At 71.2% G+C, this 24,146-nt stretch carries 23 protein-coding genes and 3 tRNA genes; 8 read left to right on the forward strand and 18 right to left on the reverse strand.

Translation table 11 applies throughout. From position 1 onward, the window contains the following. Positions 1–15: 15 nt before the first annotated feature. Positions 16–657 (reverse strand): DUF420 domain-containing protein, encoded by a 642-nt coding sequence (locus K6T50_RS12990; RefSeq protein WP_222607003.1) that lies wholly within the window; start codon positions 655–657, stop codon positions 16–18. Positions 658–851: 194 nt separating this feature from the next. On the opposite strand from K6T50_RS12990, the gene K6T50_RS12995 reads away from it, so the two are divergent. Continuing rightward, on the forward strand, positions 852–1,631 hold the full coding sequence (locus K6T50_RS12995) for a M48 family metallopeptidase (protein WP_222607004.1): 780 nt from the start codon (positions 852–854) through the stop codon (positions 1,629–1,631). Between the two features lie 71 nt (positions 1,632–1,702). Here the strand turns inward: K6T50_RS12995 and K6T50_RS13000 are convergent, their stop codons facing one another. From K6T50_RS13000 to K6T50_RS13020, 5 genes are all read right to left on the reverse strand, one after another. Further along, positions 1,703–2,749 carry an NAD(P)-dependent glycerol-1-phosphate dehydrogenase gene (locus K6T50_RS13000; protein ID WP_222607005.1) on the reverse strand — a complete coding sequence of 349 codons (1,047 nt, stop codon included), beginning with the start codon at positions 2,747–2,749 and terminating at the stop codon, positions 1,703–1,705. Positions 2,750–3,016: 267 nt separating this feature from the next. Further along, positions 3,017–3,703, reverse strand: coding sequence for a LysE family translocator (locus K6T50_RS13005; protein WP_222607006.1), 687 nt, complete (start codon positions 3,701–3,703; stop codon positions 3,017–3,019). Positions 3,704–3,778: 75 nt separating this feature from the next. Beyond that, entirely contained in the window at positions 3,779–4,480 is a 702-nt protein-coding gene (locus K6T50_RS13010; protein WP_222607007.1) for a TMEM165/GDT1 family protein, read from the reverse strand. Then, complete coding sequence (locus K6T50_RS13015) at positions 4,477–5,226, reverse strand: metal-dependent transcriptional regulator (RefSeq protein WP_222607008.1); 750 nt, start codon at positions 5,224–5,226, stop codon at positions 4,477–4,479. Before K6T50_RS13015 ends, K6T50_RS13010 begins: the two co-directional genes overlap by 4 nt. Positions 5,227–5,382: 156 nt before the next feature. Next, a complete protein-coding gene (locus K6T50_RS13020) occupies positions 5,383–6,561 on the reverse strand; it encodes a threonine synthase (protein ID WP_222607009.1) in 1,179 nt (392 codons plus the stop codon). Between the two features lie 167 nt (positions 6,562–6,728). On the opposite strand from K6T50_RS13020, the gene K6T50_RS13025 reads away from it, so the two are divergent. After that, positions 6,729–8,048 (forward strand): FAD-dependent oxidoreductase, encoded by a 1,320-nt coding sequence (locus K6T50_RS13025; protein WP_222607010.1) that lies wholly within the window; start codon positions 6,729–6,731, stop codon positions 8,046–8,048. Between the two features lie 96 nt (positions 8,049–8,144). Here the strand turns inward: K6T50_RS13025 and K6T50_RS13030 are convergent, their stop codons facing one another. The 3 genes from K6T50_RS13030 to K6T50_RS13040 all read right to left on the reverse strand — a co-directional run bounded on the left by K6T50_RS13030 (position 8,145) and on the right by K6T50_RS13040 (position 12,260). Further along, positions 8,145–9,830 (reverse strand): potassium channel family protein, encoded by a 1,686-nt coding sequence (locus tag K6T50_RS13030; protein ID WP_222607011.1) that lies wholly within the window; start codon positions 9,828–9,830, stop codon positions 8,145–8,147. Between the two features lie 102 nt (positions 9,831–9,932). Beyond that, complete coding sequence (locus tag K6T50_RS13035; protein WP_222607012.1) at positions 9,933–11,132, reverse strand: thiamine pyrophosphate-dependent enzyme; 1,200 nt, start codon at positions 11,130–11,132, stop codon at positions 9,933–9,935. Between the two features lie 87 nt (positions 11,133–11,219). Next, positions 11,220–12,260 carry an NAD(P)-dependent alcohol dehydrogenase gene (locus K6T50_RS13040; protein WP_222607013.1) on the reverse strand — a complete coding sequence of 347 codons (1,041 nt, stop codon included), beginning with the start codon at positions 12,258–12,260 and terminating at the stop codon, positions 11,220–11,222. 186 nt (positions 12,261–12,446) lie between these two features. On the opposite strand from K6T50_RS13040, the gene K6T50_RS13045 reads away from it, so the two are divergent. Further along, a complete protein-coding gene (locus K6T50_RS13045; protein ID WP_222607014.1) occupies positions 12,447–13,517 on the forward strand; it encodes an amidohydrolase family protein in 1,071 nt (356 codons plus the stop codon). Beyond that, positions 13,517–14,425, forward strand: a complete 909-nt coding sequence (locus tag K6T50_RS13050; RefSeq protein WP_222607015.1) for an iron-sulfur cluster assembly protein — start codon at positions 13,517–13,519, stop codon at positions 14,423–14,425. The genes K6T50_RS13045 and K6T50_RS13050 overlap by 1 nt, the downstream gene beginning before the upstream one ends. On the opposite strand, the gene K6T50_RS13055 is transcribed toward K6T50_RS13050, so the two are convergent. From K6T50_RS13055 to K6T50_RS13065, 3 genes are all read right to left on the reverse strand, one after another. Then, a complete protein-coding gene (locus K6T50_RS13055) occupies positions 14,426–14,665 on the reverse strand; it encodes a hypothetical protein (RefSeq protein WP_222607016.1) in 240 nt (79 codons plus the stop codon). 61 nt (positions 14,666–14,726) lie between these two features. Beyond that, complete coding sequence (locus K6T50_RS13060) at positions 14,727–15,467, reverse strand: metallophosphoesterase (RefSeq protein ID WP_222608948.1); 741 nt, start codon at positions 15,465–15,467, stop codon at positions 14,727–14,729. 58 nt (positions 15,468–15,525) lie between these two features. After that, a complete protein-coding gene (locus K6T50_RS13065; RefSeq protein WP_225935322.1) occupies positions 15,526–16,101 on the reverse strand; it encodes a phosphate-starvation-inducible PsiE family protein in 576 nt (191 codons plus the stop codon). Between the two features lie 84 nt (positions 16,102–16,185). On the opposite strand from K6T50_RS13065, the gene K6T50_RS13070 reads away from it, so the two are divergent. After that, positions 16,186–17,058, forward strand: a complete 873-nt coding sequence (locus K6T50_RS13070; protein ID WP_222607017.1) for a DUF6663 family protein — start codon at positions 16,186–16,188, stop codon at positions 17,056–17,058. A 61-nt stretch (positions 17,059–17,119) separates the two neighbouring features. On the opposite strand, the gene K6T50_RS13075 is transcribed toward K6T50_RS13070, so the two are convergent. Further along, positions 17,120–17,223: transfer RNA gene (locus K6T50_RS13075), tRNA-Ile, on the reverse strand. A 105-nt stretch (positions 17,224–17,328) separates the two neighbouring features. Continuing rightward, positions 17,329–17,431: transfer RNA gene (locus K6T50_RS13080), tRNA-Asn, on the reverse strand. A gap of 159 nt (positions 17,432–17,590) precedes the next feature. On the opposite strand from K6T50_RS13080, the gene cca reads away from it, so the two are divergent. Continuing rightward, a complete protein-coding gene (cca, locus tag K6T50_RS13085) occupies positions 17,591–19,051 on the forward strand; it encodes a CCA tRNA nucleotidyltransferase (RefSeq protein WP_222607018.1) in 1,461 nt (486 codons plus the stop codon). A gap of 66 nt (positions 19,052–19,117) precedes the next feature. Here the strand turns inward: cca and K6T50_RS13090 are convergent, their stop codons facing one another. The 4 genes from K6T50_RS13090 to K6T50_RS13105 all read right to left on the reverse strand — a co-directional run bounded on the left by K6T50_RS13090 (position 19,118) and on the right by K6T50_RS13105 (position 22,796). Next, entirely contained in the window at positions 19,118–20,131 is a 1,014-nt protein-coding gene (locus K6T50_RS13090; protein WP_222607019.1) for a histone deacetylase family protein, read from the reverse strand. Positions 20,132–20,133: 2 nt separating this feature from the next. Beyond that, positions 20,134–20,568 carry a histone family protein gene (locus K6T50_RS13095; RefSeq protein WP_222607020.1) on the reverse strand — a complete coding sequence of 145 codons (435 nt, stop codon included), beginning with the start codon at positions 20,566–20,568 and terminating at the stop codon, positions 20,134–20,136. A 99-nt stretch (positions 20,569–20,667) separates the two neighbouring features. Beyond that, the gene (locus K6T50_RS13100) at positions 20,668–22,119 is read right to left on the reverse strand and encodes a single-stranded DNA binding protein (RefSeq protein WP_222607021.1); all 1,452 of its coding nucleotides are present in this window, start codon (positions 22,117–22,119) and stop codon (positions 20,668–20,670) included. Between the two features lie 158 nt (positions 22,120–22,277). After that, a complete protein-coding gene (locus K6T50_RS13105) occupies positions 22,278–22,796 on the reverse strand; it encodes a hypothetical protein (protein ID WP_222607022.1) in 519 nt (172 codons plus the stop codon). 130 nt (positions 22,797–22,926) lie between these two features. On the opposite strand from K6T50_RS13105, the gene K6T50_RS13110 reads away from it, so the two are divergent. Both K6T50_RS13110 and K6T50_RS13115 read left to right on the forward strand, forming a co-directional pair. Further along, positions 22,927–22,999: transfer RNA gene (locus tag K6T50_RS13110), tRNA-Arg, on the forward strand. A 409-nt stretch (positions 23,000–23,408) separates the two neighbouring features. Then, positions 23,409–24,140: a DUF309 domain-containing protein gene (locus tag K6T50_RS13115; RefSeq protein WP_225935323.1), complete on the forward strand. Its 732-nt coding sequence runs from the start codon at positions 23,409–23,411 to the stop codon at positions 24,138–24,140. Positions 24,141–24,146 lie beyond the last annotated feature (6 nt).

A 24,146-nucleotide genomic window follows, 5' to 3' on the forward strand; every position in this document is an offset into this window, starting at 1 on the left:
GGCGACGCGGAGCCGTTATCGCGCGACGCGGACGAACTCGTAGGCGTACACCCAGTTGAGCAGCACGTAGGTGACGACGCCGAGCGTCAGCGAGACGATCCACGTGCCCGCGGCGACCCGGCCAACGCGCCTGTGGGGCGTCTCCGTGCGCAGTTCCTCGGGGGTGTGGGTCCACCCGAGCACGATCGCGTACAGGACGACGGGGACGGTCACCACCGACAGCAGGATGTGGATCGCGAGCATCGCGAGGTACGCGACCTCGACGGCGCCCGCGTACGCGCCGAGGAACGCGGTTTCCCGGATGACGATGTGTTTCTCTCCCGGGCCGCCGCCGACCCGCGCGAGGTACATGACGAGAAACACCATGATGAGGCCGAAGGCGGTGCTCATCGCGGCGGCGTGCTTGCGCACCTCGCCCGCGCGGATCCAGCGCCACCCGAGCACGAGCAGCACGGTCGTCACGGCGTTGACCGCCGCGATCGCGTGGCTCAGGATGTTCACCTCCCCTTGCGTGAGCGACGGGAACACGGAGTCGGGGACGACGCCCGCGAACGTGCCGATGACGAGCGCGTAGCCGACGACCGACACCACCGCGACCGTCGCGCGCGGGTACTCCTTCACGGTGCCGAGCGGGCCGCTCGCGTCCGCTGTTTCCATTGGCCGCGGTTGGGTCGGCACCGACTTGCGTCTTCGGGTTCGGGTCGCCGACGCGGGCCGGTCGTCGCGACGGCGGCCGCGATCCCGTCTCCGGCAACCGTGATCCCGTCTCCGAGGACCGTGACCACGCCCCAGGCGATCGCGAACCCGATTCCGGCGAAAGGCCTACACGCGCCGGCGCGGACTCGACTCCTGTGTCCCCCGCTCCTCCGATCTCGTCGCCCGCCCTCCCCTCCCCGCTGCCGGCGACGCTTTCGTGGGCGGCCGACTGGTGGGAGCTGTGGGCGCTCATCGCGGCCGGCTTCCTCGGGGTTCGCCTCGCGCCCGTGTTGGTCTCGCGCACCGAGCGACCGGACGCGCTCCCCGACGAGGTCGCCCGCGCGGTCGGACGCGCCGGCGTCCCCGCCGACCGGGTCGGCGTCCTCCGACGCGACGGACGGGTGGTCGCGTACGCCGCCGGGTTGACCGCCGGGCACGGCCGGGTGTTCGTCTCGACGGGCCTCCTGCGCGAGCTCGATCCCGAGGGCGTCGCGGCGGTCGTCCGCCACGAGCACGCCCACCTCGCCCGGGGGCACGTTCCGATCCGGGTCGGCATCCCCTGCGCGTACGCGGTCGCGTGGGCCGTCGACGCGACGCTGTTCGGGCAGGCGGGGCTCGTCGCCGGCGCGGCGCTGGCGATCCCGCTGGCGTACCTCTCCGTGCGAGTGGCGCGTTGGACCGAGTACGACGCCGACGCGGTCGCCGCCCGCGGGACTGGCGACGACTACCGGGAGGCGCTCGCCCGGCTCGCGGCCGGCGGCCACCTCGGCCGACACGCGCCGGCCGGCGGGCGGCTCCGGCGGCTGCTCGCGTCGCTGTCGATGCATCCGCCGCTGGGCGAGCGGCTCGATCGCCTGGACGACAGGGGGGGTACCCGGGCGGACGCCCGGATCCCGGCCGGCCCGACGACGCGCGCGACCCGCGGCGACGACTAGTCGCCGGCGTCTCGCGACCGCGTTTCCTCTCCTCTCCTCTCCTCTCCTCGCTCTCGCTCGACTGCCGAACCTCAGATGACGCCCGTGAACGACGCGACCTCGATGGCGGCGTCCTCGTTGACGCCGTCGCCGAGGATCGTGTAGCGGTCGCGGATGGTGTGTGCCGTGGTCAGCGCCTCGATCACGGTCTCGTCGTCGATGCCGAGCTCGGCCGCGGTCGTCGGCGCGCCGATCGCCTCCAGGGCGTCGCGGATGGCGCGCCACTGGCCGTTCTCGCCGGTGTGGAGGAACTCCGTGAGGATGGAGCCGACGCCGACCTGATGGCCGTGCAGCGCCGGCGACTCGGCGATCCGGTCCAGTTGGTGGGAGAACAGGTGTTCGGCCCCCGACGCCGGACGCGAGGACCCCGCGATCGACATGGCGACGCCCGAGGAGACCAGCGCCTTCGAGACGATCCACGACGACTCCTCGAGCCCCTGTTTGATCGAGTCGGCGTTGTCGACGAGCATCTCGGCGGTCATCTCCGAGAGCGCGCCCGCGTACTCGCTGTACTCGACGTTCTTCAGCCGGCGCGCGAGGCGCCAGTCCTTGACGGCGGTGTAGTTGGAGATGATGTCGGCGCAGCCGGCGGTCGTGAGGTCCCACGGCGCGTTCGCCATGATCTCGGTGTCGGCGATAACCGCCAGCGGCGGGTCGGCCGCGACCGAGTGGCGCGTGTCGCCCTCGGGGATCGACGAGCGCCCGGAGACGATACCGTCGTGGCTCGCGGCCGTCGGCACCGAGACGAACCCGACCCCGAGCTCGTCGGCGGCCATCTTGGCGAGGTCGATCGGCTTGCCGCCGCCGAGCGCGACGAGGAACGTCGCCCCGGCGTCCTCGGCGGCCTCGACGATCTCCGCGACCGCGCCGAAGCTCGCCGAGTCCACCGTGACGGTCTCGGCGCCGTCGAACTGTGCCCGCAGGCGGTCGCCCGCGAGATCGTTCGGGCTCGGCGAGGTGACCAGCAGGGGCGACCCGGCCAGCGACAGCTCCGCGACGGCGGTCCCGACGTCGTCGAGCACGCCGTGTCCGACGAGGACGTTCCGTGGGAGCTTGATCCACGTCGACTTCGCGAACATGACCGGTGGTTCCGCGTGGGGGTGTAAAGGGGTTGCCGTGTCGCCGGGATTCGGCGACCGTCGACGCCACGAGCGACCGTCACGGGACGAGGGTTTATCGCCGATGACGGGGCCAGCGTCGCCGATGCGGTGACGAGCGACCCGGCGCGCCAGCGGGTGTGCGACCACGCGCGTCGGGGCGACCCGGTCGCCTGTCCGCCCCTATCCCACGCAGCGACGGCGCTGGCCCCCGCGTCACTAGTATCACGTCACACTACTCGCGACACGTCACACCAGCGGGCCGAGCGTGCGCGCCGCATCGAGCAGGAACGCGGCGCCGAACCCCGCCAACAGCAGCGCCGATAGCGCGGCGACCGCGGGCGCGAGCGACTCGACGCGCCGTTTCGCCGCGACGAGCGCGCCCGGGAAGCCGGTCACCCACAGGCCGATGCCGCCGAAGAAGCCGACGATCAGCGCGGGGCTCCCCGTCTCGACGACGAGCGTTCCCGCCAGCTCGCTCACCTCGGCGGCGCCGAACACGTCGATCTCCCCGGGTTCGAGCAGTCCGACGCCGACGGTGAGCCAGAACAGCACCTGGTAGGGGTTCGCCAGCGCCAGCGCCAGCGCCTTCCGGAACCCCGCCGACTCCTCGTCCACCAAGTCGGTGTCGACGTTGAGGAAGGAGCCGCCGATCTCGCGGGCCGCGCCGTAGGCGTAATACAGCATGAGGACGCCGCCGACGCCGACCATCGCCCCACGGAGGAGCGGCGCGTCGTTCAGAAACCCGACGACGCCGACGAGCGACAGCACCAGGAAGATCGCGTCCGCGGTCGCCGCACCGAGGCCGGCACGCACGCCGGCGGTCCACCCGCGGAGCACGCTCTCCTCGGCGATGACGGCGTTCATCGGTCCCGGCGGCGCGGCCAACGCGAGGCCGAACACGACGCCGGCGGCCAGCGAGGCGACGACTGTCACGTCCGGTATCGAGGCGCGCTGCCGTGAACAATGCGCCGGTTCGTGCTCGCCCCGTCTCGACACGCTCCGACCGCGCTACACGAGCGCCAGGACGGCCGACGAGACGGCACCGACGACCGTCTCCCAGACGGAGAACCCGGTCGCCAGCGCCAACACCGTGTCGAGCCCGAAGAACGCGAATAGCGCGGCGCCCGCGAGGTGCGCCTTCCGCACGTCGAAGCGGTGGCTGAACCGGTGGAACAGGTACGCGTTCGCGAGGCTCACCGGGATGATGACGGCCATCTCGCCCACCCAGATGGCCGGAGCGGCGCCGTACTGCGCGGCGAGGCTGATCGTCACCAGCTGCGTTTTGTCGCCGAACTCGCCGGCGGCCATCATCGAGAAGATGGAGAGGAAGCTTCCGAGCCGCCCGGATATCTCCCGGCCGAACAGGTTCACCGATCCGTCGACTCCGGGCAACACCTCCCCGCCGTCGGTCTCGACGGCGTGTACGCCGGCGTCGGCACCGGGCGCAGACCGGAACAGCAACACGGCGAACACGAGGAACATCGCGGCCGTGAACGCGTCCAGCATCGCTCCCGACAGCATCGACTGGAGCGCGGCGCCGAACCCGATCTCCAGCGCCGTCCAGCCGGCGAACGCCGTCCCCGCGGCGCCGACGACGATCGCCGGGCGGTACCGCGTCGACAGCCCGGCGATGATGAACTGCACCTTCTCGCCGGGGAGCACCGCCAGCTGCGCGACGGCCGCGACGACGACGATCTCCCAGAAACTCACGCCCCGCCCACCCCCGCGTCGGTCGCGGCGGTGCCGTTCACCTCCTCGACCGGGCGGACACGGACTGCGGCGGCGATCGTCTCGGGGAGGCTCTGTTCGCGGTCGTCGCCGTCATCACCCGTGTCGCCGCCGTGCGACTCTCCGACGGGCTCGACGGCGACCGTCACCATCCCGAACGGCGCGATATCGACCACCTCGACGGTCGTTCCGGGGGTTATCCCCGCGCGGTCGAGGTACTCCAACTCCTCGTCGTCGCGGTCGCTGACGCGTGCGATGACGACCCGCTCGCCGACGGCGACCTCGGTGAGCGGGCGGGCGTCGTCGTCGGCCGGCGGCTCGAGATCCGCACCCGGGATCGGGTCGCCGTGCGGGTCGACGGCGGGGTCGCCCAGCGCCGCGGCGACGCGACGCTCGAACTCCTCGCTGATGTGGTGTTCGAGCGCGTCGGCCTCCTCGTGGACCTCGCTCCACGAGTAGTCGAGGTGCTCCGCGAGATACGCCTCCAGCAGGCGGTGGTGCCGCAGCACCTCCAGCGCGACGGTCCGCCCCTCCTCGGTCAGCTCAGTCCCCTTGTACTTCTCGCGTTCGACGAGCCCGCGCTCCTCCAGCGTCTCCAGCATGCTCGTCACCGTCGGCGGCGTCTTCCCGACGCGCTCGGCGATCGCCGAGGTCGACACGGGCGGCCCGTTTTCGGTCTGGAGCACGTAGATGGCCTTCAGATAGTCCTCCATCACGTCGCTCAACATCGGTTGCGGAAATTAGACGTGTCTAACTGATATATGCTGTGGCTCGAATACACGGGACGGCGGCCGACGGCCGGCGGTCGGTTGTCGGCGGCAGCCGGCGGTAGACGACCGGCGTCCTGCGGATCGGTGGATATCCGGCGACCGTCGATTTCCCGGTCAGATCCCCTTGCCCATGAGGTGGCTCCGGAGCACGTCGGGCGTCTTCACGCCCGCGTCCGGGTTCACGACGACGACCTCGTCGTCGGGGCCGAGTGCGCCCGACTCCGCGAGCTGCCAAGCGCCCGCGAGAGCGACGCCGCCGGCGCCGCCGACCTCGATGACCTCCGTCTGCGCGACGGTGACGGCGCTCTCCAGCGCGTCGTCGTCCTCGACGGTCAGGGCGTCGCCGTCGACGCGGTCCAGCGCCGCGAGCGCCAGGTCGCCCCCGGCGGGCTCTTCGATCTCCAGCTCGCCGACGATGGTGTCGGGGCCGGTCCAGGCCTCGACCGCGTCCGCGCCGGACTCGAACGCGGTCGCGATGGGCGCACAGCCGGCGGCCTGCACGGCGTACACGTCCGGGACTTCCTCGGCGAGTCCGAGGTCGAGGAGGTCCTCCAGCCCTTGGACGACCCCGACGACGAGTTCGCCGGTGCTCGCGGGGAGGACCACCGCGTCCGGGAGCGGGGAGTCGACCGCATCGAGGAGTTCGTACGCGACCGTCTTCGCCCCGTCGTGGCGGTACGGCGTCGTGAACTCCTGTAGCGAGTGGTACTCGGCGGCCAGTTGGTCGTCGACGGCCGCGGCGGCGTCGCCGTAGCGCCCGCCGACGACGCGCATCTCCCCGCCGTGGACGTTCACCATCGCCTTGTTCGAGAACGCCGTGCGCGAGGGGACGAACGCGTACGAACGCAGGTCGGTGCGGCCTGCGTAGGCGGCCGCCGACTGCCCGGCGTTGCCGGCGGCCGCGAGCGCCAGTGGCTCCAGTCCGCGCTCCGCGGCGGCCGTCACCGCGGGGCTCATTCCGCGGTCGACGTAGGTCCCCGTCGGGTTGCGTCCCTCGTCTTTCACGTACGCGGCGGCGACGCCGAGCTCCTCCGCGAGGCGGTCGGTCCGCACGAGCGGGGTGGCGCCCTCGCCGGCGGTGATCGCGGTTTCGGCCGGGAACGGGAGGAGGTCGCCGAAGCGGTACTGTCCCGGGCCGTCGCGGTCGCCGAGGGCGTCGGCGTCGACCGCGTCGAGGTCGTACGTCGGCGACAGCGGCGCCCCGCAGTCGGGACAGCGGCCGTGGTCGTCGACGCCGAACGACTCCCCGCAGCCGGTACACGACAGGCCGTCGAACGCGTCCGTCGTCTGCATTTGCTCGCGGTTGGGACCGCCGCCGCATGGATGTGCTGGTTCGGGCCGGCTTCGAAGGCGGCCGGCGACGCGGCGACGACACGACCGGGGGCGACCCGGCGACGCACCCCCGAGGATCCGGCGACGCGACCGGGTACGCCTTTGTGTCACCCGAACCAAGCGCGGGTATGTCGGATTCCCCGAACGTCGTCGTCGCGGGCGCGGGACTCGCGGGGCTGGTCGCAGCGCGGCACCTCGCCGACGCGGGCACCGAGGTCACCGTCTACGAGCGCCGCCCCGTGGTCGGCGGCCGCGTCCGGACGCGACACGAGGACGGGTTCACGCTCGACCGCGGCTTTCAGGTGCTGTTCACCGGCTACCCCGCGGTGCGGCGCGAGCTCGACGTGGGCGCGCTCGACCTCCGCGAGTTCCGCCCCGGCGCCGTCATCTGCTCGACGGGCGAGGGCACCCGAAGCGTCCTCTCGGACCCCCTCCGGGACCCCCGATCGCTGGTCGAGTCGGCGTTCAACCGCCGGGTGACGACGAGCGACAAGCTCCGGACGCTCGCGCTCCGCCAGGACCTCTCTGGGCGCGATGAGTCGTGGTTCTTCTCGGGCCCGGACGCGAGCATCCGCGAGTACCTCCGCGACTGGGGGTTCTCCGAACGGTACGTCGAGAACTTCGTCGCGCCCTTCTACGGCGGCATCACGCTCGACCGCTCGCTGTCGACCTCGAAGCACGTCTTCGCGTACACCTTCCGCGCGCTCTCGGAGGGCCGGATCGGCGTCCCGGCCGAGGGGATGGGCGTGATCCCCGAACAGCTCCGGGCGTCGGCTGAGGCCGCCGGCGCGACCGTCGTCACCGGCGAGGGCGTCGAGGGGATCGAGCGCGGCGGGGCCGGTTCGGGTGCGGGCGTCGGGAGCGACGGTGCCGCGGGGGTCACCGTCGAGACGACCGACCGCGCCGTCGACGCCGACGCGGTCGTCGTCGCCACCGACCCGAAGGCCGCCCGCGACCTGACCGACGTGGACGCGATCCCGACCGAGGGCGCCCCGTCGACGACGCAGTACTACCGGCTGTCGGACGCGACCCCGGTTTCGACGGGGAAGAAGATCCTGCTCAACAGCGACGAGGCGTCGCCCAACGTCGTCGTCCCGCTCACCGACGTGGCGCCGGAGTACGCGCCCGAGGGCGAACAACTGCTGTGTGCGACGTTCCTCGGCGACGACGCGCGCTTCCGGGACGCCGAGGACCTCGCGGCCGACACGCGCGCGGCGCTGTCCGCGTGGTACCCCGAGCGGAGCTTCGGCGGCCTGGAGCCGATCCACACCGACCGCATCGAGTTCGCGCAGTTCGCCCAGCCGCCTGGCGTCCACGCGGAGCTGCCGGACGCGACGGATCCGGAGGGGCCGGTGTACCTCGCCGGCGACTACACCGAGTGGTCGTCGATCCAGGGGGCGATGAAGAGCGGGCGCGTCGCCGCCGAGGCGGTTCTCGACGGGAGATAACACGAGGGGATCGCGCTGGACCGCGCCGGTCGGGAGCCGACCGGGTCCAACCTGCTCCGACAGGCTCCGGTCGGGAGCCGACCGGACCGAGCCGGACTACTTCTCGATCGGCCGCGGCGACACGTCGAACGTCGTGAGGAAGCGCTGCACCGCCTCGTCGGTGCCGACGATCACCAGCCGGTCCTCGGCCGCGATCGTCCGATCGGGATCGAGGCTCGTGGTGAGTTCGCCCTCGTGTTCGAGGGCGATGACGCGACAGCCGGTTCGCTCGTAGATCCCGCTCTCGGCGAGCGTCTTCCCGGCGAACGGCTCGGCCGACACCCGGTCGATCCGGATCTGGCTGCCGGCGCCGAGCACCTCCTCGCCGCGAAGCTCCCGGGCGACCATCCGGGCGCTGATCCGCGGGACCGAGAGCACGTAGTCGGCGCCGGCGCGAAGCGCCTTAGTCGTCGCCTTCGCGTCGCTCATCCGCACGAGGATCTCGATGTCCGGGTTCAGCGACCGCGCGAGCACCGCGGTCAACAGCGCCGTCGAGTCGTTCGGGACGCACACGAGGATCACCCCGGCGTCCTCGATGCCCGCCTCCCGGAGCGTGTCGCGGGAGCTCACGTCGCCGACGACGTCGACCTCCGGACCGTCGTCGATATCGATCGTCGTGGCCGGGATGTCGCCCTCCTCCTCGACGACCGACAGCGCCGCCCGTCCGACCTCGCCGAGTCCCGCGACGACGACGCCCTCCTCGCGGCCTCGGGGCCGGACGGGGCGGGCGGTCTCCCCGAGTTCCTCCAGCGCCTCGTGGTCGCCGGACACGAGCAGCACCGTGTTCGCGCCGATGACCGCGTCGGGGTCCGGCGGGAGCTGGAGCTCGCCGTCGATCCACGCGCCCACGACGTTGGCGCCCGTCCGCTCGCGGATGCGCGAGTTCCGGATGCTCGTCCCCTCGAGGGGGCTGCCGCGGCTGACGGATATCTCTGTCACCTCCAGCCCCTCGGCGATGCCGACCGTGTCGTGCAGCTCCGAGGTGTACAACGACATTGCCTTCCGCGCGAGACGCTGGCCGAGGACCGCACGCGGGGAGACGACGCTATCGGCGCCGGTCGCGAGGAGCACGTCCCGCAGGGTGCTGTCGTCGGTCAGCGTGATGATCTCCACGTCGGAGCGGACCGACCGAACCGTGAGGATCGTGTCGACGTTGGCCTCGTCGGCGTCGGTGATGACCGCCCGGGCGCTGGCGATGCTCGCGCGTTCGAACGTGGCTTCCTCCTGCGGCGACCCGTGGATCGCCGAGTACCCCTCGTCGGAGAGGTCGATCGCCTCCTCCTCGTCCGAGGAGATGAGCACGTAGTCGATCCCGAGCTGTTCGAGCTCGTCGAGCAACACCGCGGAGTCCCGGTCGTACTCGCAGATGACGACGTGGTCGTTCTTCGGCGACAGCCGGCTGTCGAGGTCGACCTCGGCGCCGGTGAACAGCGGGATGACGATCACCCGGAGCGTGAAGAAGCCGACGCCGATGCCGCTGAGCTGCATGAACACGACGAAGAGGTTCATGATCGGCGTCTCCCACGGGGAGTCGGCGCCGTACCCAGTCGTCGTCATCGTCTCGGTGACCGTCTGGAACGACCGGAAGATCGACTGCGGCCGCCCCTCCAGCACGCTCATCCCGGTGTTGTAGATGACCGTGTACGTCAACACGAGCGCGGTCAGCCCGATCAGGTAGTAGATGACAAGCCGATGCCGGCGCGAGAGGTCGCCGGTCCGGATCGAGCGAGGGAGGAGCGACATGACGCGTTGCCCTCGATTCAGGGTGGGGCCACGAAACGTTTTCTGTCGATCCGCCCGGCACGGTCGTCGGCCCGGGGGGCGGTTCGGTCGCCGGCCCCCCGACTACTCCTCGCGCAGGAACGCGTCCTCGCCGTGACGCTCGATCGCCGCGAGCAGCCCCTCCCGCTGGCGCTCCAGTTCCGGCGTCGTCTCGGCGTAGACGTCCGCGAACATGTCCGCGGGGTCGGCCTCGAAGTCCTCGGCGGCGTCGATGACCTCGGCGACCCGGTCGTCCGCCGCCTCGCGTACCGACTCGATCAGGTCGTCGTCGGCGATCCCCTCACGGCGGAGGAACCCCTCCATCCGCGGGATCGGGTCCCACGCGCGCCACGGTTCGGCCTCCTCGTTCTCGCGGTACTGGCTCGGGTCGTCCGCCGTGGTGTGGGCGCCGAAGCGGTACTCGACAGTCTCGACCAGCGTGGGTCGGTGGCCGTAGCCGCCGGCGTCGGGGTTGTCGTCGGCGCCCTCGGCGTCCGCGGTACCCGGGCCGTCGCCGCCGGCTCGCGCCTTCCGGGCCGCCTCCGCGACGACCGCGTATACGGCGAGGGGATCCATCCCGTCGACGCGGACGCCCTCGAAGCCGTAGGCTTCGGCCTTCTCCGCCAGCGTCGGGCTCGCGGTCTGCTCGTCGCGGGGGATCGAGATGGCCCACCCGTTGTTGTGACAGACGAAGACGCTCGGCGGGTCGAACACGCCCGCGAAGTTCAGCGCCTCGTGGAAGTCGCCCTCCGAGGTCGCGCCGTCGCCGAAGTGGGCACAGGCGACGCGGTCGTCGCCGCGGTAGTCGAACGCCATCGCCGCACCCACGGCGTGCGGGATGTGCGCGCCGATGCCGATGTTCAGCGGGAACACGTCGATGTCCGCGAGGCCGGCGGTCCCGGACTCGTGGCCCATCCAGTAGGCGAGGTACTCCGGCGGGAACCCGCGGGCGATCACCGCGCCGTGTTCGCGGTACTGGTAGAAGATCGGGTCGTCCTCGCGCAGGGCGTGCGTGGCGGCGACGGAACTGGCTTCCTGCCCCTCGATGGCGGCGTAGGTGCCGATCCGTCCCTGTCGCTGGAGGCTGATCGCCCGCTCGTCGAAGCGGCGCGCGGTCACCATGTCGCGGTAGATGTCGACCAGCGTCCCCTCGGGGAGGTCCGGCACCTCGCCGACGACCTCCCCGTCGGGGCCGAGCACGCGGTACACGTCGCCCATCGGGTCCGGCGGGGCGTCGGTGTCGCTCTCCCCGCCCGAACCGGATCCGGCGTCGGCGTCGCTCATACGGGCGTGTCAGAGTGCAACAGGGTAGCCGTTTCGGCACCGGCACCGACTGACCGGCGCCGGTACCGTCCGGGAGAGTGCCTCGCCTCAGGGGGTGATGACCGCCCGCCCCTCGATCTCGCCGTGTTCGAGCCGTTCGGCGACGGTGTTGATCTCGTCGAGCGGGTAGCGACTCGTCCGCAGCTCGACCTCGCCGCGGTCGACGAGCGCGACGAGTTCCTGCAGCTCGGTGTAGCGGCCGACGAGCGTCCCCTTGTAGCTGAACTCGCCGTCGACGAGCGACTGGGCGGGCTCGTGAATGTGGCCGCCGTAACCGATCACGTGGTGGTCGCCGCCGGCGGCGACGATGTCCGGCGCCAGCGCGGTCGTCTGGTCCGCGCCGACGAAGTCGAGCACCTGCTGGGCGCCCACGTCGTCGGTGAGGTCGGTGACCACGCCCGCAACGTCCTCGTTCGCTGGATCGACCGTGTGGCGTGCGCCGAGTTCCGCGGCCAGCTCCCGCGCCGACTCCTTGAGGTCGAGCGCGACGATGTCGGCCGCGCTCATCGCGTCGAGACACTGCAGGCCGATGTGACCGAGCCCGCCGACGCCGATGACGACGGCGGTGTCGCCGGGGTTCAACTCGCGAACGGCCTTCTTCGTCGCGTGGTACGCCGTGATCCCGGCGTCCGCGTGGGGTGCGATGTCGGTGGTGTCGACGCCGCCCGGGAGGGGGATCACCGCGCGCTCGTTCGTGTGGAGGAACTCCGCGAAGCCGCCGTCATGGGTGAGCCCCGGGAAGCGGACGTTCTCGCAGTACATGTCCTCGCCCTGGCGGCACGGCCGACAGGTCCCGCAGGTCATCACCGGGTGGCAGATCACGCTGTCGCCGACCTCGACCGTGTTCACCTCCGAGCCGACCTCGACGACGGTGCCGGCGTTCTCGTGGCCCAGCGTGAGCGGAAGCTCCTGCGGAACGTACTCCTGCCACATCCCCTCGATGATGTGATTGTCAGTCTGACACCACCCCGCGCCCTCCACCTCGACGATCACGTCGTCGGACGCCTCGGGGGCCGGTCGATCCACCTCGTCGATGCTGAGGGCGGTCGCCATGTCGTCGGTGTAGTCGTGGAGTCTGGCTGCTTGCATCCTGTTAGCACCTATCAGGGGTTCGAAAGCTGAGACCAAAAAGCCACGCGGTCGTGTGAACCGCGCCTCCGTCCTCTCGGGAGCGTCGCGGTTCCGGCCGACGAGGTCGGAGCGTCGGCGACGGGCGTCCGCCCCGATAACTGTGCGAAACAATCATGATGTATGGAAACAAGTCACATACGGACCATGTACGTCACCGACGACGGGGAGGAGCTGTTCGTGATCGACTCGCACGTCCACCTGTGGGACGCGAGCGAGGAGAACATCACCCACGAGGGAGGCGAGCAGTTCATCCAGTGCTTCTACGACTACCACACCGGGTTCACGCCGGAGGAGAAGCAGTGGGACCTCGACGAGTACCGGCAGTACGGCGCCGACCGGATGGCCGAGGACCTGTTCGGGAACGCGGCCGTCGACATGGGGATCTTCCAGCCGACGTACCTGAACGACTTCTACGCGGACGGGTTCAACACCATCGACGACAACGCCGAGTTGGCCGAGCGCTATCCGGAGCGGTTCGTGCTCAACGGTCGGTTCGACCCCCGCGACGGCGAGGCGGGCATGCGGGAGCTGGAGCGCCAGAAGGAGGAGTACGACATCCAGGGCGTGAAGCTGTACACCGCCGAGTGGAACGGCGACTCGAAGGGCTGGCGCCTCGACAGCGAGGAGTCGTTCAGGTTCCTCGAGAAGTGTTCCGAGCTGGGCATCGAGAACATCCACCCGCACAAGGGGCCGACGATCCGCCCGCTCAACCGCGACGCCTTCGACGTGGCCGACGTGGACGACGCGGCGACCTCGTTCCCGGAGCTGAACTTCGTCGTCGAGCACGTCGGGCTCCCCCGGCTCGACGACTTCTGCTGGATCGCCGCCCAGGAGCCGAACGTCTACGGCGGGCTCGCGGTCGCCGCGCCGCTGGCGGTCCACCGGCCGCGCAAGTTCGGCGAGATCATGGGCGAACTCCTCTTCTGGCTCGGGGAGGATCGGTTGCTGTTCGGCTCCGATTACGCGCTGTGGAACCCCGACTGGCTCGTGGAGACGTTCATGGACGCGGAGCTCACCGACGAGCAGCGCGACGAGTACGGCGTCGAACTCGATATCGAGACGAAGCGGAAGATCCTCGGCGAGAACGCCGCCGAGCTGTACGACATCGACATCGAGGCGAAGAAAGAACAGTTCCGCACCGACGGCGTCGCCGACGACTTCGACCTCGGGGACCACTACGCGGGCGGAACGAGCGCAACGCCCGCGGACGACTGATGTCCTCGGAGCACTCGCCGTCGGAGCACTCGCCCTCGACCGACACGGAGCCGGCCGCCGCGACGACGCCGGCGGCGGTCCGGGAGCGACTCGACCGCGTCACCGACCCGGAGCTGGACACTTCCATCGTCGAGCTGGACTACGTCGAGGAGATCCAAATCCACCCCGCCGGCGACGAGGGGAACGCCGACCGCACGGGGGACGCCGACGGCGACGAGGTGTTCGTCGCGTTCACGCTCCCGACCGCGTGGTGTTCGCCAGCGTTCGCCTGGATGATGGCCGGCGACGCTCGCACCGAGGTCGAGTCGCTTCCCGGCGTCGCCCGCGCGGCGATCGAACTCCGCGACCACATGCACGAGCGAGAGATCAACCGCGGCATCAACGAGGGGCTTCCCTTCGAGGAGGCGTTCCCCGACGCCGACGGAGGCGTCGAGTCCGTCCGGCTGGAGCTGGACCGCAAGGCCCGCACCGCCCGCCAGCACGACGCCACCGGCGCGCTGCTGGAGGCGGGGCTGACCCGCGAGCAGCTCGCCGGGGTGACCCGGTCGGACCTCGACTTCGGGGACGCGCCCGAGGGCAGGGTCCGCGTGTGGGTCCGCGAGGGCGCGGTCGCGGTCGAGACGGACGCCGACCCCGTCGAGCGATACCTGCGGAAGGCCGAGGCGACCGGCGTGCTCGACGACGAACATCCCGAGCTGTTCCGGACGCCCGAGGAGGAGCCGTTCGACGGCGACGAGGTGGAGCTCGTGCGCCAGCGGACCCGGCTCGCCGGGGTCAACATGGGCGGACAGGGGACCGTCTGCGACGCGCTCAACGACGCCCGCCACGCCGAGGACCGCCCGCCGCTGTCGATGCGTGAGGGTACGCCGGTTCGCCCGAGCGAGGAGGACCGGGCGGACGCCGACTGATCAGAAGCCGAGCAGTCCCTTCGGCCCCGGCGGCGGGCCGCGCGATCCCCCGTCGCGGTCGTCGCCCGCGCCGTCACGGTCGGCGTCGCCCCCGTCCTCCGGTTCGCCGTGGCCCTCCTTCGCCAGCCCGTAGCGCCCGCGCTCGCTGAACTCGGCCGGGCTCCACCCGCACTCGGGGCAGTCGCCGTCGCTGTGGTCGAAGTCCACGCCGCACCCGAGGCACTCGTTGATCGCGGCCATCGGTAGCACGTGACATGCCTCGACGCAAAAGCGTTGCTCGCACGGCGCGCTCACCGACGACTCACAACAGTCGCCGGAACTCGCGGAGCGGCGGGAACGTCATCGCCTCGCCGTCCTCGCGGGCGACAACGGGGCACAGCGCGCCGGCGTCGGTGACGAACGGCGACTGGAACTCCCGGGCGGTCATGCCGTTCACCGTGACGCCGGCGGCGAGGCGTGTGAACGCCGGGAGCATGAGCACGTCCGCGTCGCGGAACCCGCGCTCGGCGTAGAGCCAGCAGGGGTGGCGCTTCCCCTCGATCTCGATGGTCGGGTGGTCGTGGCCGACGACGTACAGCCCCGCGGACTCGTCCTCCGGAGGCGCCTCGTGGCCGTGGCGGACGACCACGGGAGCGCCGCGAACGTTCCCGTCGAGCTCGTACGCGTCGTGGACGGGGGCGTCCCAGGCGTTCGAGGCCGTCGCGTCGCCGACGGCCGTCCCGCCGAGAGCCCCGTCGTGGTTGCCGCGGACGAACACGGGTCGCGCGCCGGCGTCCCGGCAGACGTCGACCAAGCCGGCGAGCGACCGTTCGGCGGCGACAGAGACGCGGTCGAAGCGGTGGAGCGCGTCGCCGGCGACCACGACCTCGCTGGGCTCGAACCGATCGAGCAGCGATCGGAGACGGCCCGACAGGTCCGACGCCTCGCCGAGCGGGTACGACACGTCGGAGGCTTCCGCGCGACCGACGTGGAGGTCCGCGACGACGAGCGTGTCGGCCGCCCGAATGTACGCGCCGCGGTCGTGGAAGGCGGCGTTCAACACGGGATACCGTCCGGCGTGCTCGGGGGTAGCGTTGACGGCTCCGGGCCGCAGCGGTATCTCACCCGTTGGACCGCTGGTCGGCGTCCGGTGGCCGGTCGGAGTCTGGTTCGCCGCCGTTCCCGTCGTCAGTTCGGGGTTCGCCGTCGAGCCGGTGATCGTCGCGACCGCCTCGGTCGCCGCCGTCGCCCGCGAACGAATCGGGGGGCACCGCGTCGGCGTCGACTCGGCGGACGACGAAGTACGCCGCCACGAGCACGCCCAACAGCAGCGCGAACGCGACGGCGGCGACGAACGCGTCATTGATGTTGGCGTACTCGCCGGGCCGGAACGAGATCACCTTCCGGGTGATCGCGATCAGCGCGGCGCTGATGACGATCCGAACGACCGGCTCGTCGCGCGAGAACGCCACCACGGTCTGGTGGATCTCGACGATGATCAGCAACACGAGCACGGTGTCGATGATGTCGATCACCTGGCTCGGGTCGGTGAACTCGCCGCTGGCGAGCAGCTCGACGAGCACGAGGATGAGATCGAGAAAGCCGATGGCGAACAGCACCAGCAGGAAGTACGCCGTCCCGACCTCGAGCAGCTTCATCCCGCGCTCGGACGGTTCGACGGCGTCTTCGATCCGCACACCGGCTCATCGGACTCCCCGCGAGTAAACCCTACGGGCCAGCGAAGCGACACGCGCTTGGCCCTCGGGCCGGTTGCATCGAGCATGGACGAGCCCGACGACGAGCCTGACGCCGTCGACCCGTGGGCCGGCGACGGCGACGACGATTGGGTCGAAACCGCGGACGGCGCCACGACCGACCCCGACGGAACCGCAGCCGACGCGGGATCGGCGGACGCCGCGGGCGCGGAGGACGTCGCCGACGGTTCGACCGGCGCCGGCTCGGACCCCGCCGCATCGACGGACGCCGACGGCCTCGGCCCCCGACGCTACCGCGTGCTCGACCGCGCCGACGGGTCGCTGGTGTTCGTCGATCTCGACACTCCCGAACCCGGACCGGGACCGGAACCCGACGAGGGGTTCGAGCCGGTTCGGGTCGCCGCCGACAGCGACGCGGCCGACCGCGACGACGAGTCCGTCGCCGACGCGGTCGCGGAGCTGGAACCCGGGTACGTCGTCACCGCGACGCTGCGGTGGCCCGACTCGACGGCCGGTGGCGACGGGGCCGCCGACGGCGACAGCCCCCTCGCGCGCGTCGAGTCGCTGACCGTCGAGCGCGAGAGCCGCTACCGCTTCATCGACGACGCGGAGCCGATGTTCGAGGCCGCCCGCGACGCGTGGCGCGACGCCAATGCCGCCGGCGACGGCATGGGCTCTCGCGTCACGCGCGACACCGACGGCGAGCCCAACGGCGCGCTGTACGTGTTCGGCGAGGCCGGCGCCCGCGACCTGTTCGGGGAGTTCCGCTCGGGGACGACGCCGCTGGAACCGCTGGTCGAGCGCGTGAACGACGACCTGGACGACGACCCACGCGAGGTGTTCGTCCTCCGCCCGCCGGACGGCGCGTTCGTCGCCGTTTATATCGCCTTCGAGAAGGACGGACTGCTCGCGCGGACCGTCCGCGACACGTATCTGTGAGCGTCGCCGGCTGCGTCGAAGCAGGGGTGGCCTGACGCTCCTCGCAATGCGCCGCTACAACTGGGCCCAGAGGGATTCGAACCCTCGACCGCCCGGTGTCCCATCCGACGGCCGAAGCCGATCGGAGTATGAGCCGGGTGCTATACCAGACTAAGCTATGGGCCCTCGTCGCCGTCATTGTCGGGCCGCAGTCAAGTAGTTTCCCTTCCGGCGAGCGCGTGCGCGTGTCGGCCTACCTCCGGCTCACGGGTCGGAACGAAATCGAGGAAGCGCCGAAGCCAGGACTCGAACCTGGGACCACCTCGTTTCTGCGGGAGACAGGGGACCTGAATCCCGTAACAGCGAGGCGCTCTACCAGCTGAGCTACTTCGGCTCGCACCTGCATATACTGGAGTGAATTTGAAAGTGCTTTCGTTTCGCCCCGACGCGAGCGGGTGATTCGCACACCGATTCGGTCCCCGGGTTCAACGGGCTGTGCGCCCCTCGCCGCGCGACCGACACGCTCGTTACCCGTCCGGCGGAACCCCGTCGTATGACCGACCCGGACGCCGAGGCCGACGGCGACGTGGACGCCCACGATCCCGGCGACGAACCCGCCGCCGGCGACGACCTCGACGCGGTGCTTGCGGCGGTGTGCGAGCGGGTCACCCCCGACGCCGACGAGCGCGCGCGGATGGAGGCGGCCGCCGCCGACCTCGCCGAGCGCGCCCGCGACGCCGTCGCGGAGCTCCCCTCGCCCGCCGACGAGGCCGACGTGCTCACCGTCGGGTCGACCGCCCGCGGCACGTGGCTCGCGGGCGACCGCGACATCGACCTGTTCGTCCGGTTCCCGACGGCCCTCTCCCGGGAGGACCTGGAGCGGCTCGGCCTGCGCGTCGGCCACGCGGTGCTCCCCGACGGCGAGGAGGAGTACGCCGAACACCCGTACGTCGTCGGCGCCGTCGACGGCTTCGACGTGGACCTGGTCCCCTGCTACGGCGTCGACGCCGCCACCGAGATCCGCACGGCCGTCGACCGAACGCCGTTCCACAACGAGTACCTCCGCGACCGGCTGACCGACGACCTCGCGGACGACGTTCGCGTCCTCAAGGCGTTCCTGAAGGGCGTCGGCGTCTACGGCAGCAACCTCCGTACCCGGGGCTTCTCCGGGTACCTCACCGAGCTGCTCGTGCTCGAACACGGCGGCGCCCGCGGGACGCTGGAGGCGGTCGCCGACTGGCACCCGCCGGTCCGGTTCGACCCGGAGGACCACGGCACCGCCGAGTTCGACGACCCGCTCGTCGTCGTCGACCCGACCGACCCCGAGCGCAACGTCGCGGCCGTGCTCTCGGGCGACAACCTCGCCCGTCTCCAGCATCACGCGCGCGACCTGCTCGCGGACCCGCGGACGGACCCGTTCTTCCCCGAGCCGACCGAGCCGATCTCGCCCGAGGAGGTCCGCGAGCACGTCCGCCGCCGCGACACCGCCCCCCTGGCGGTCGCGTTCGACGCGCCCGACATCGTCGACGACCAACTGTACCCGCAGCTCCGCCGCTCGCTGGCGGGTATCGAGCGTGAACTCGACGGACTGGGGTTCGACGCGCTCCGGTCCGCGACGTTCGCGGCCGAACGCGACGACGCCGGCGGCGACCGGCGCGCGGTGCTGCTCGTCGAACTCGCCGACCGGGAACTCCCGGCTATCGAGCGCCACGAGGGGCCGCCGGTCCACGTCCGCGAGCACGCCGCCGGGTTCCACAGGAAGTACGCCGACGACCCCGACGCGTACGGCCCGTTCGTCGCCGACGGCCGCTACGTCGTCGAGCGCGAGCGCGACCCCGCCGAGCGCGACGCGGTCGCCGTCCTCGAATCCGGGCGGGTCTTCGACGCCGCCCTCGGCGCGCGCGTGGAGTCGGCGCTGGAGCGCGGGTACGACGTGCTCGCCGGCGAGGCGGTCGCGACGCTGGCCGACGAGTTCGGCGCGGACCTGCGAGAGTACTTCGAGCCGTCGGTGTAGCCAAGAGGCGGCTACGGCTGCTGTCGCTACAGCGGCCGCATGGGTCGACCCGGCGGGATCGACGGATCAGTCCAGATCGAACCGCTCGCGCAGGTCCTCGACCAACGGTGCGCTGCTCGACTCCGGCTCTTTGTCCGGCTCGATCGGCGGCCGACCGTCGAACGTCTCGTGGACCATCGCGACGCCTTCCGACAGCGTGTCGAGCCCGTAGCCGCCCTCCAGCACGAACCCGAGGCCGGCGTCGACCTCCTCGGCGATGGTACGCACGCGATCGGTCATCAGCGCGTACCCCTCCGAGGAGACGCGCATCCGCGAGATCGGGTCGTGGCGGTGGGCGTCGAAGCCGGCGGAGACGAGCAGGAGGTCGGGATCGAAGCGGTCGAGCACGGGGTCGAGCAGGTCGTCGATCGCGAGCAGGAAGTCCGCGTCGCCGGCGCCGGCGGGCAGCGGGACGTTCAGGGTCGTCCCCTCGCCGTCGCCCTCACCGACCTCGGTTTCGTCGCCGGTGCCGGGGTAGAGGCCGTCCTCGTGGATCGACGCGTACAGCACGTCGCCGCGGTCGTAGAAGATGTCCTGCGTCCCGTTGCCGTGGTGCACGTCCCAGTCGAAGATCGCGACGCGGTCGGCGCCGGCGTCGTCGAGCGCGGACTGGGCGGCGACGGCGGCGTTGTTGACGAAACAAAAGCCCATGGCGTCGTCGTAGACTGCGTGATGGCCCGGCGGCCGGCCGAGCGCGAACGGGGTGTCGCGGCCGGGGGCGCCGGCGTCCGCGAGCGCCTCCTCGGCGGCCCACTGCGCCTGGCCGGCTGCCGCGCGGGCGGCGTCCCAGGTGCCGCCGGAGGCGACGGTGTCGGGGTCCCAGTTGCCGCCTCCCGATTCGCAGAAGTCGACGACTTCGTCGACGTAGTCGGACTCGTGAACCGCGTCGATGGCGGCCCGCGAGGCGGGGTCGGCCTCGACGTACTCGACGCCGTGTTTGCGCTTGAGCCCCTCCCTGATCGCGCGGAGGCGGTCCGGATTTTCGGGGTGGCGATCCCCGGTGTCGTGGTCGAGACACGCCTCGCTGTAGCCGAACCGCATCGCTACCCCTCGAACAGCGCGAAGTACGTCTCGATGTCGTCGGCCTGGACGGTTCTGCGGTCGGCGTGGCGCGCGAGGAGGGCGGCCGCGCGGGCGACGTTGTCGGCGTAGTCCTCGAGGATGTCCGCGAGCGCGATGCGGGCGTCCATCGAGACGCGGTAGGAGTCGTCGATGTCGAGGCGCGCGATCCGGTCGACGGGCGCGATGGGCAGCGTCAGCGTCGAACGCTCGACCACCTGCTCGACGCCGAAGTCGGCCGGCATCAGCGTCTTTCGTCCGTCCGCGGCCGCCCGCTCGGCAGCGTCGGCCGCCAGCGACGCCCCGTGCCGTTGCACGCGTCCGGCCAACTCCTCGGCCGCGCCGGCGCTGACCCGGAGGTCACCCGCGTTCCGTCGGATGACGTCGTCGACGGGCGCGAACGGCAACTCGACAGTCATACACATACGCCGGTGTGTGGCGTGTATAACGCTTTCCGTTGGCGTGGTTACCGCCCCCACGCGGCCGGCGGATCCGACGCGGCGAGTCGCAGACCCAACTCAGAACACGTCGTCGGCGTCGATGGTCCCGTCGCGCTCGACGCCGCGGACGGTGACCTCCTCGCCGAGACGGAGGTTCGCCGAGGTCTCGACCGACCGCGTCTGCGTCCCGTCGTCGAGGACGATCGGGTCGCCCGCCTGCACGACCGTCCCGGTGAACTCCACGACGCCGCCGTCGTCGCTCGCGTCCGCGCCCGTCGCCTCGTCGCCGTCGGCCTCGGCCGTCGCCGCGGCGGTCGACTCGGACGAACTGTCGGCGGACGAACCGGTCGACTCGAAGGAATCGAGGCCGCCCTGACCCGCGTCGCGGCCGCTCGCCCCAGCCGCGTCGTCGGCGGTTCCGCCGGCGGCGTCCTCCAGCACGGTCACCGAGGAGCGCCAGCCGGCGGAGGCTTCGAGGTCGTCCTGCCAGCCGTCCTGGACCTCCACGTCGGTGAAGACGACGCGGTCCGCGAGGTCGATGTCGCGGTCGGCCTTGTCGCCCCACAGGGCCACCCGGATCTCGCCGGTGTCGTCCTTGATTCGGACGTTCCTGACCTGTCCCTGCGAGCCGTCGTCGCGGTCGAACGTACGCTTCTCGCTCGTCTCGATGACGCCGCCGGCGATGTCGACCACGTCCTCCAGCTCCAGGTCGTCGATGTCGGTCGTCTCGGGGACGTACTCCACGTCCTCGTCGACCTCCTCGATGGCGCCCCGGGAGCCGACGTGGAGCTCGAGGTCGCCGTCGCGCTCGCGGACGTAGCCGTCGACGACCTCGACCGTCGTGCCGGCCGCCAGTTCCTCGACGCGGTCGGCCATCTCGTCCCACATGGTGACGCGCACGCGGCCGGTCTCGTCGCCGACGGTCATGTTCGACACCTTCCCCTCGGTGCCGTCGTCGCGGTCGAACGTCCGGACGGTGTCGGTGTCGAGGATCACGCCCAGCAGGTCCACGTCGGAGGCGCCCATCGTGAGGTCCTCGACGCGGTACTGTTCGACCGCCTCCACGTCGACCTCGGCGTCCGGGTCGGGTTCGACCTTGTCGACGGCGACCTCCAGCCCGCTGTACCCCTCCTTCGGGCGACCCATGATCCGGAGCACGTCGCCCGCCTGGAGGTTCTCCTTCGCGTCGACGGCGACCTGGTCCCACAGCGAGATGGTGATCCGGCCGGACTCGTCGGCGACCTCGACGTTGAGGACGTGGCCGTCCTCGTCCTCGCCGTCGCGCTCGAAGGTGCGCACCTCGCCGACGGTCATCACCTTCGCGAGGAACTTCACGTCGTCCATCCCCGGCTCGATGTCGGCGACGCTGTTGACCTCCTCGTCGCGCAGCTCGTGGGCGATGAGCATCGCCGCGGTCTCCTCGTCGGCCAGCCCGCCCATGTCCTCGACCTTCTGCTCGACGGCGGCCTCGAACTCCTCGAAGGGGACGTCGGCGTCCAGGTCGTCGTAGACGTCCTCGATAGCGCCCATAGTCGTACCGGGACCCAGGCAACTCCCGCGCATAAGGGTTCTCGTTCGTCCGGATCCCTCGCTCGCGCTGTCGGCCCCGGCGTCGTCGGCGGCACCCGCGATCGGCGACTCGTCGGTCATACGCGGGCTGTGTCGGGATCGTATTTGAGGCTACGCGCTCACCGCGTCACGTCGGTCACGGTTCGGACCTCGTCCATCGACTCGTGTTCGACGACGACGCTCGCCGGGAGGCCGCCCTCGAAGGCGACCGTCGCCTCGTAGCCGCGGTAGACGATCTGCTGGGTGCAGACGTCCCCGCCCTCCCGGACCGTTTCCACGCGGACGCGGAGTTCGTCGGCGTCGGCATCGTACTCGGCCGCCTTCAGCGACGCCTGCATGCAGCCGTTCTTGCCCGAGATGACGCCCGACACCGTCACCGCGTCGTCGCCGAACGCGACGCTGGCGGACTCGCCGGGCTCGCTAACGTCGCCGGTGCGGGCGAACGACCGGTCGACGACCGACGGCGATCCAGTCTCCGTGCCGGTCGGCGTCCCCGTCCCGATCGGCGTCTCCGTGGGCGACTCCGACGGTTCGTTCGTCGGCTCCTCGCCGCCGCCCGATCCACCGCCGCCGGTGCAGCCCGCCAGCGCGGTCGACCCGGCACCGGCCACGAGCCCGAGGACGGTGCGTCTGTCCATGTTTCACCGGTCATCGGCTGAACGCAAAAGTCCGACGTAGGCACAAGCGGGCCTTTGTGCCACGGCGGTCGGTCGCACGGGTCGGTCGGATCGGAATCCCTTTACGTGGCCCCGGCGTCGGTTGAGTTGAGTCCGGGTAGGGTAGTGGACTATCCTCTTGGCTTGCGGAGCCAGGGACCGGAGTTCAAATCTCCGTCCGGACGTTTTCGAGGCGCAACGACGACGAGCGAAGCGAGTCGTCCGCGCCGAATTTTAGTCTATACACGGAGATTTGAATCGAACAGTCGCAGCCCGCGAGCGAGGCGAGCGGGACCGTCTGTTCAGAGTTCAAATCTCCGTCCGGACGTTCCTTCACTCACTTCGTTCGTTCAGTCACGTCCGGCCGTGTTCACACTCGCTCGTTCACGGGTCGCTTCGCTCCCCGTTCACAGTCGCGGTCTCACTGCGTTCGACCGCGCACCGCTCGCGTGAACTCCGTCCGGACGTTTTCGGCGAGACAACGCGACGAGCGGAGCGAGGAGCCGTGTCGCCATTGGAGTCTATACACGAGTTGCGCACCGAACGAGCGACCGCCACGGACAGACTGAAACGCGCGCCCGTCCGAGTTCCGCTGTGACCACCAGCGACGCCCCGGCTCCGGACGACTCCGCTCGCGTCGCGGCGCTGCGTGCCGGCCTCGCGCTGTACGCGGCCGGCGAGTACCACGCCGCCCACGACCCGTGGGAGGCGGTGTGGCTCGACATCAGGAGCGCCGTCGCCGGGGCTGGAGACGACGCCGGCGACCCGGACGCGTCCACTAACACCGCCGATGACGCGGCGACCGACACACTCGCCAGCGACGAGGCGCTGTTCCACGGGCTGATCCAGTTCACTGCAGCCCAGTACCACGCCCGCGAGCGCAACTGGTCGGGGGCGGTCGGCCTCGCCGAGAGCGCCCGCGGGTACCTCGCCGACGTGCCGGACGACTACCGCGGCGTCGACGTGGCGGCCGCGCGCGACGCGCTCGCCCGACTGCGGGCCGACCCGGAACGCGTCGAACGCGAGACCGCGCCCCATCTACCCCACGAGGGCGAGCGCGTCGCCGCCGAGTCGCTGTCACTGACGGCCGTGGGACTCGCGGCGGAGGCGCTCGCCGAGGAGCACGGACTCGACGCCGACGCGGTCGCGGACGCGGCGCGGTTCGCCCGCGTGGAGGAGGCGGCCGGCCGCTCGCGGTTCGCGGCGCTGCTCTTCGACTTCGTCCGCGCCGGCGACGCGGGATCGCGGGGGATCGTGTACGACCGGCTCACGGGGCTGGTCGAACAGGAGCGGCGCAAGGAGGAGGACGTGGAGGGACTGTTCTGAGCGTCG

This window comes from Halobaculum magnesiiphilum, from assembly GCF_019823105.1.
GTDB classification, from domain to species: Archaea; Halobacteriota; Halobacteria; order Halobacteriales; family Haloferacaceae; genus Halobaculum; species Halobaculum magnesiiphilum.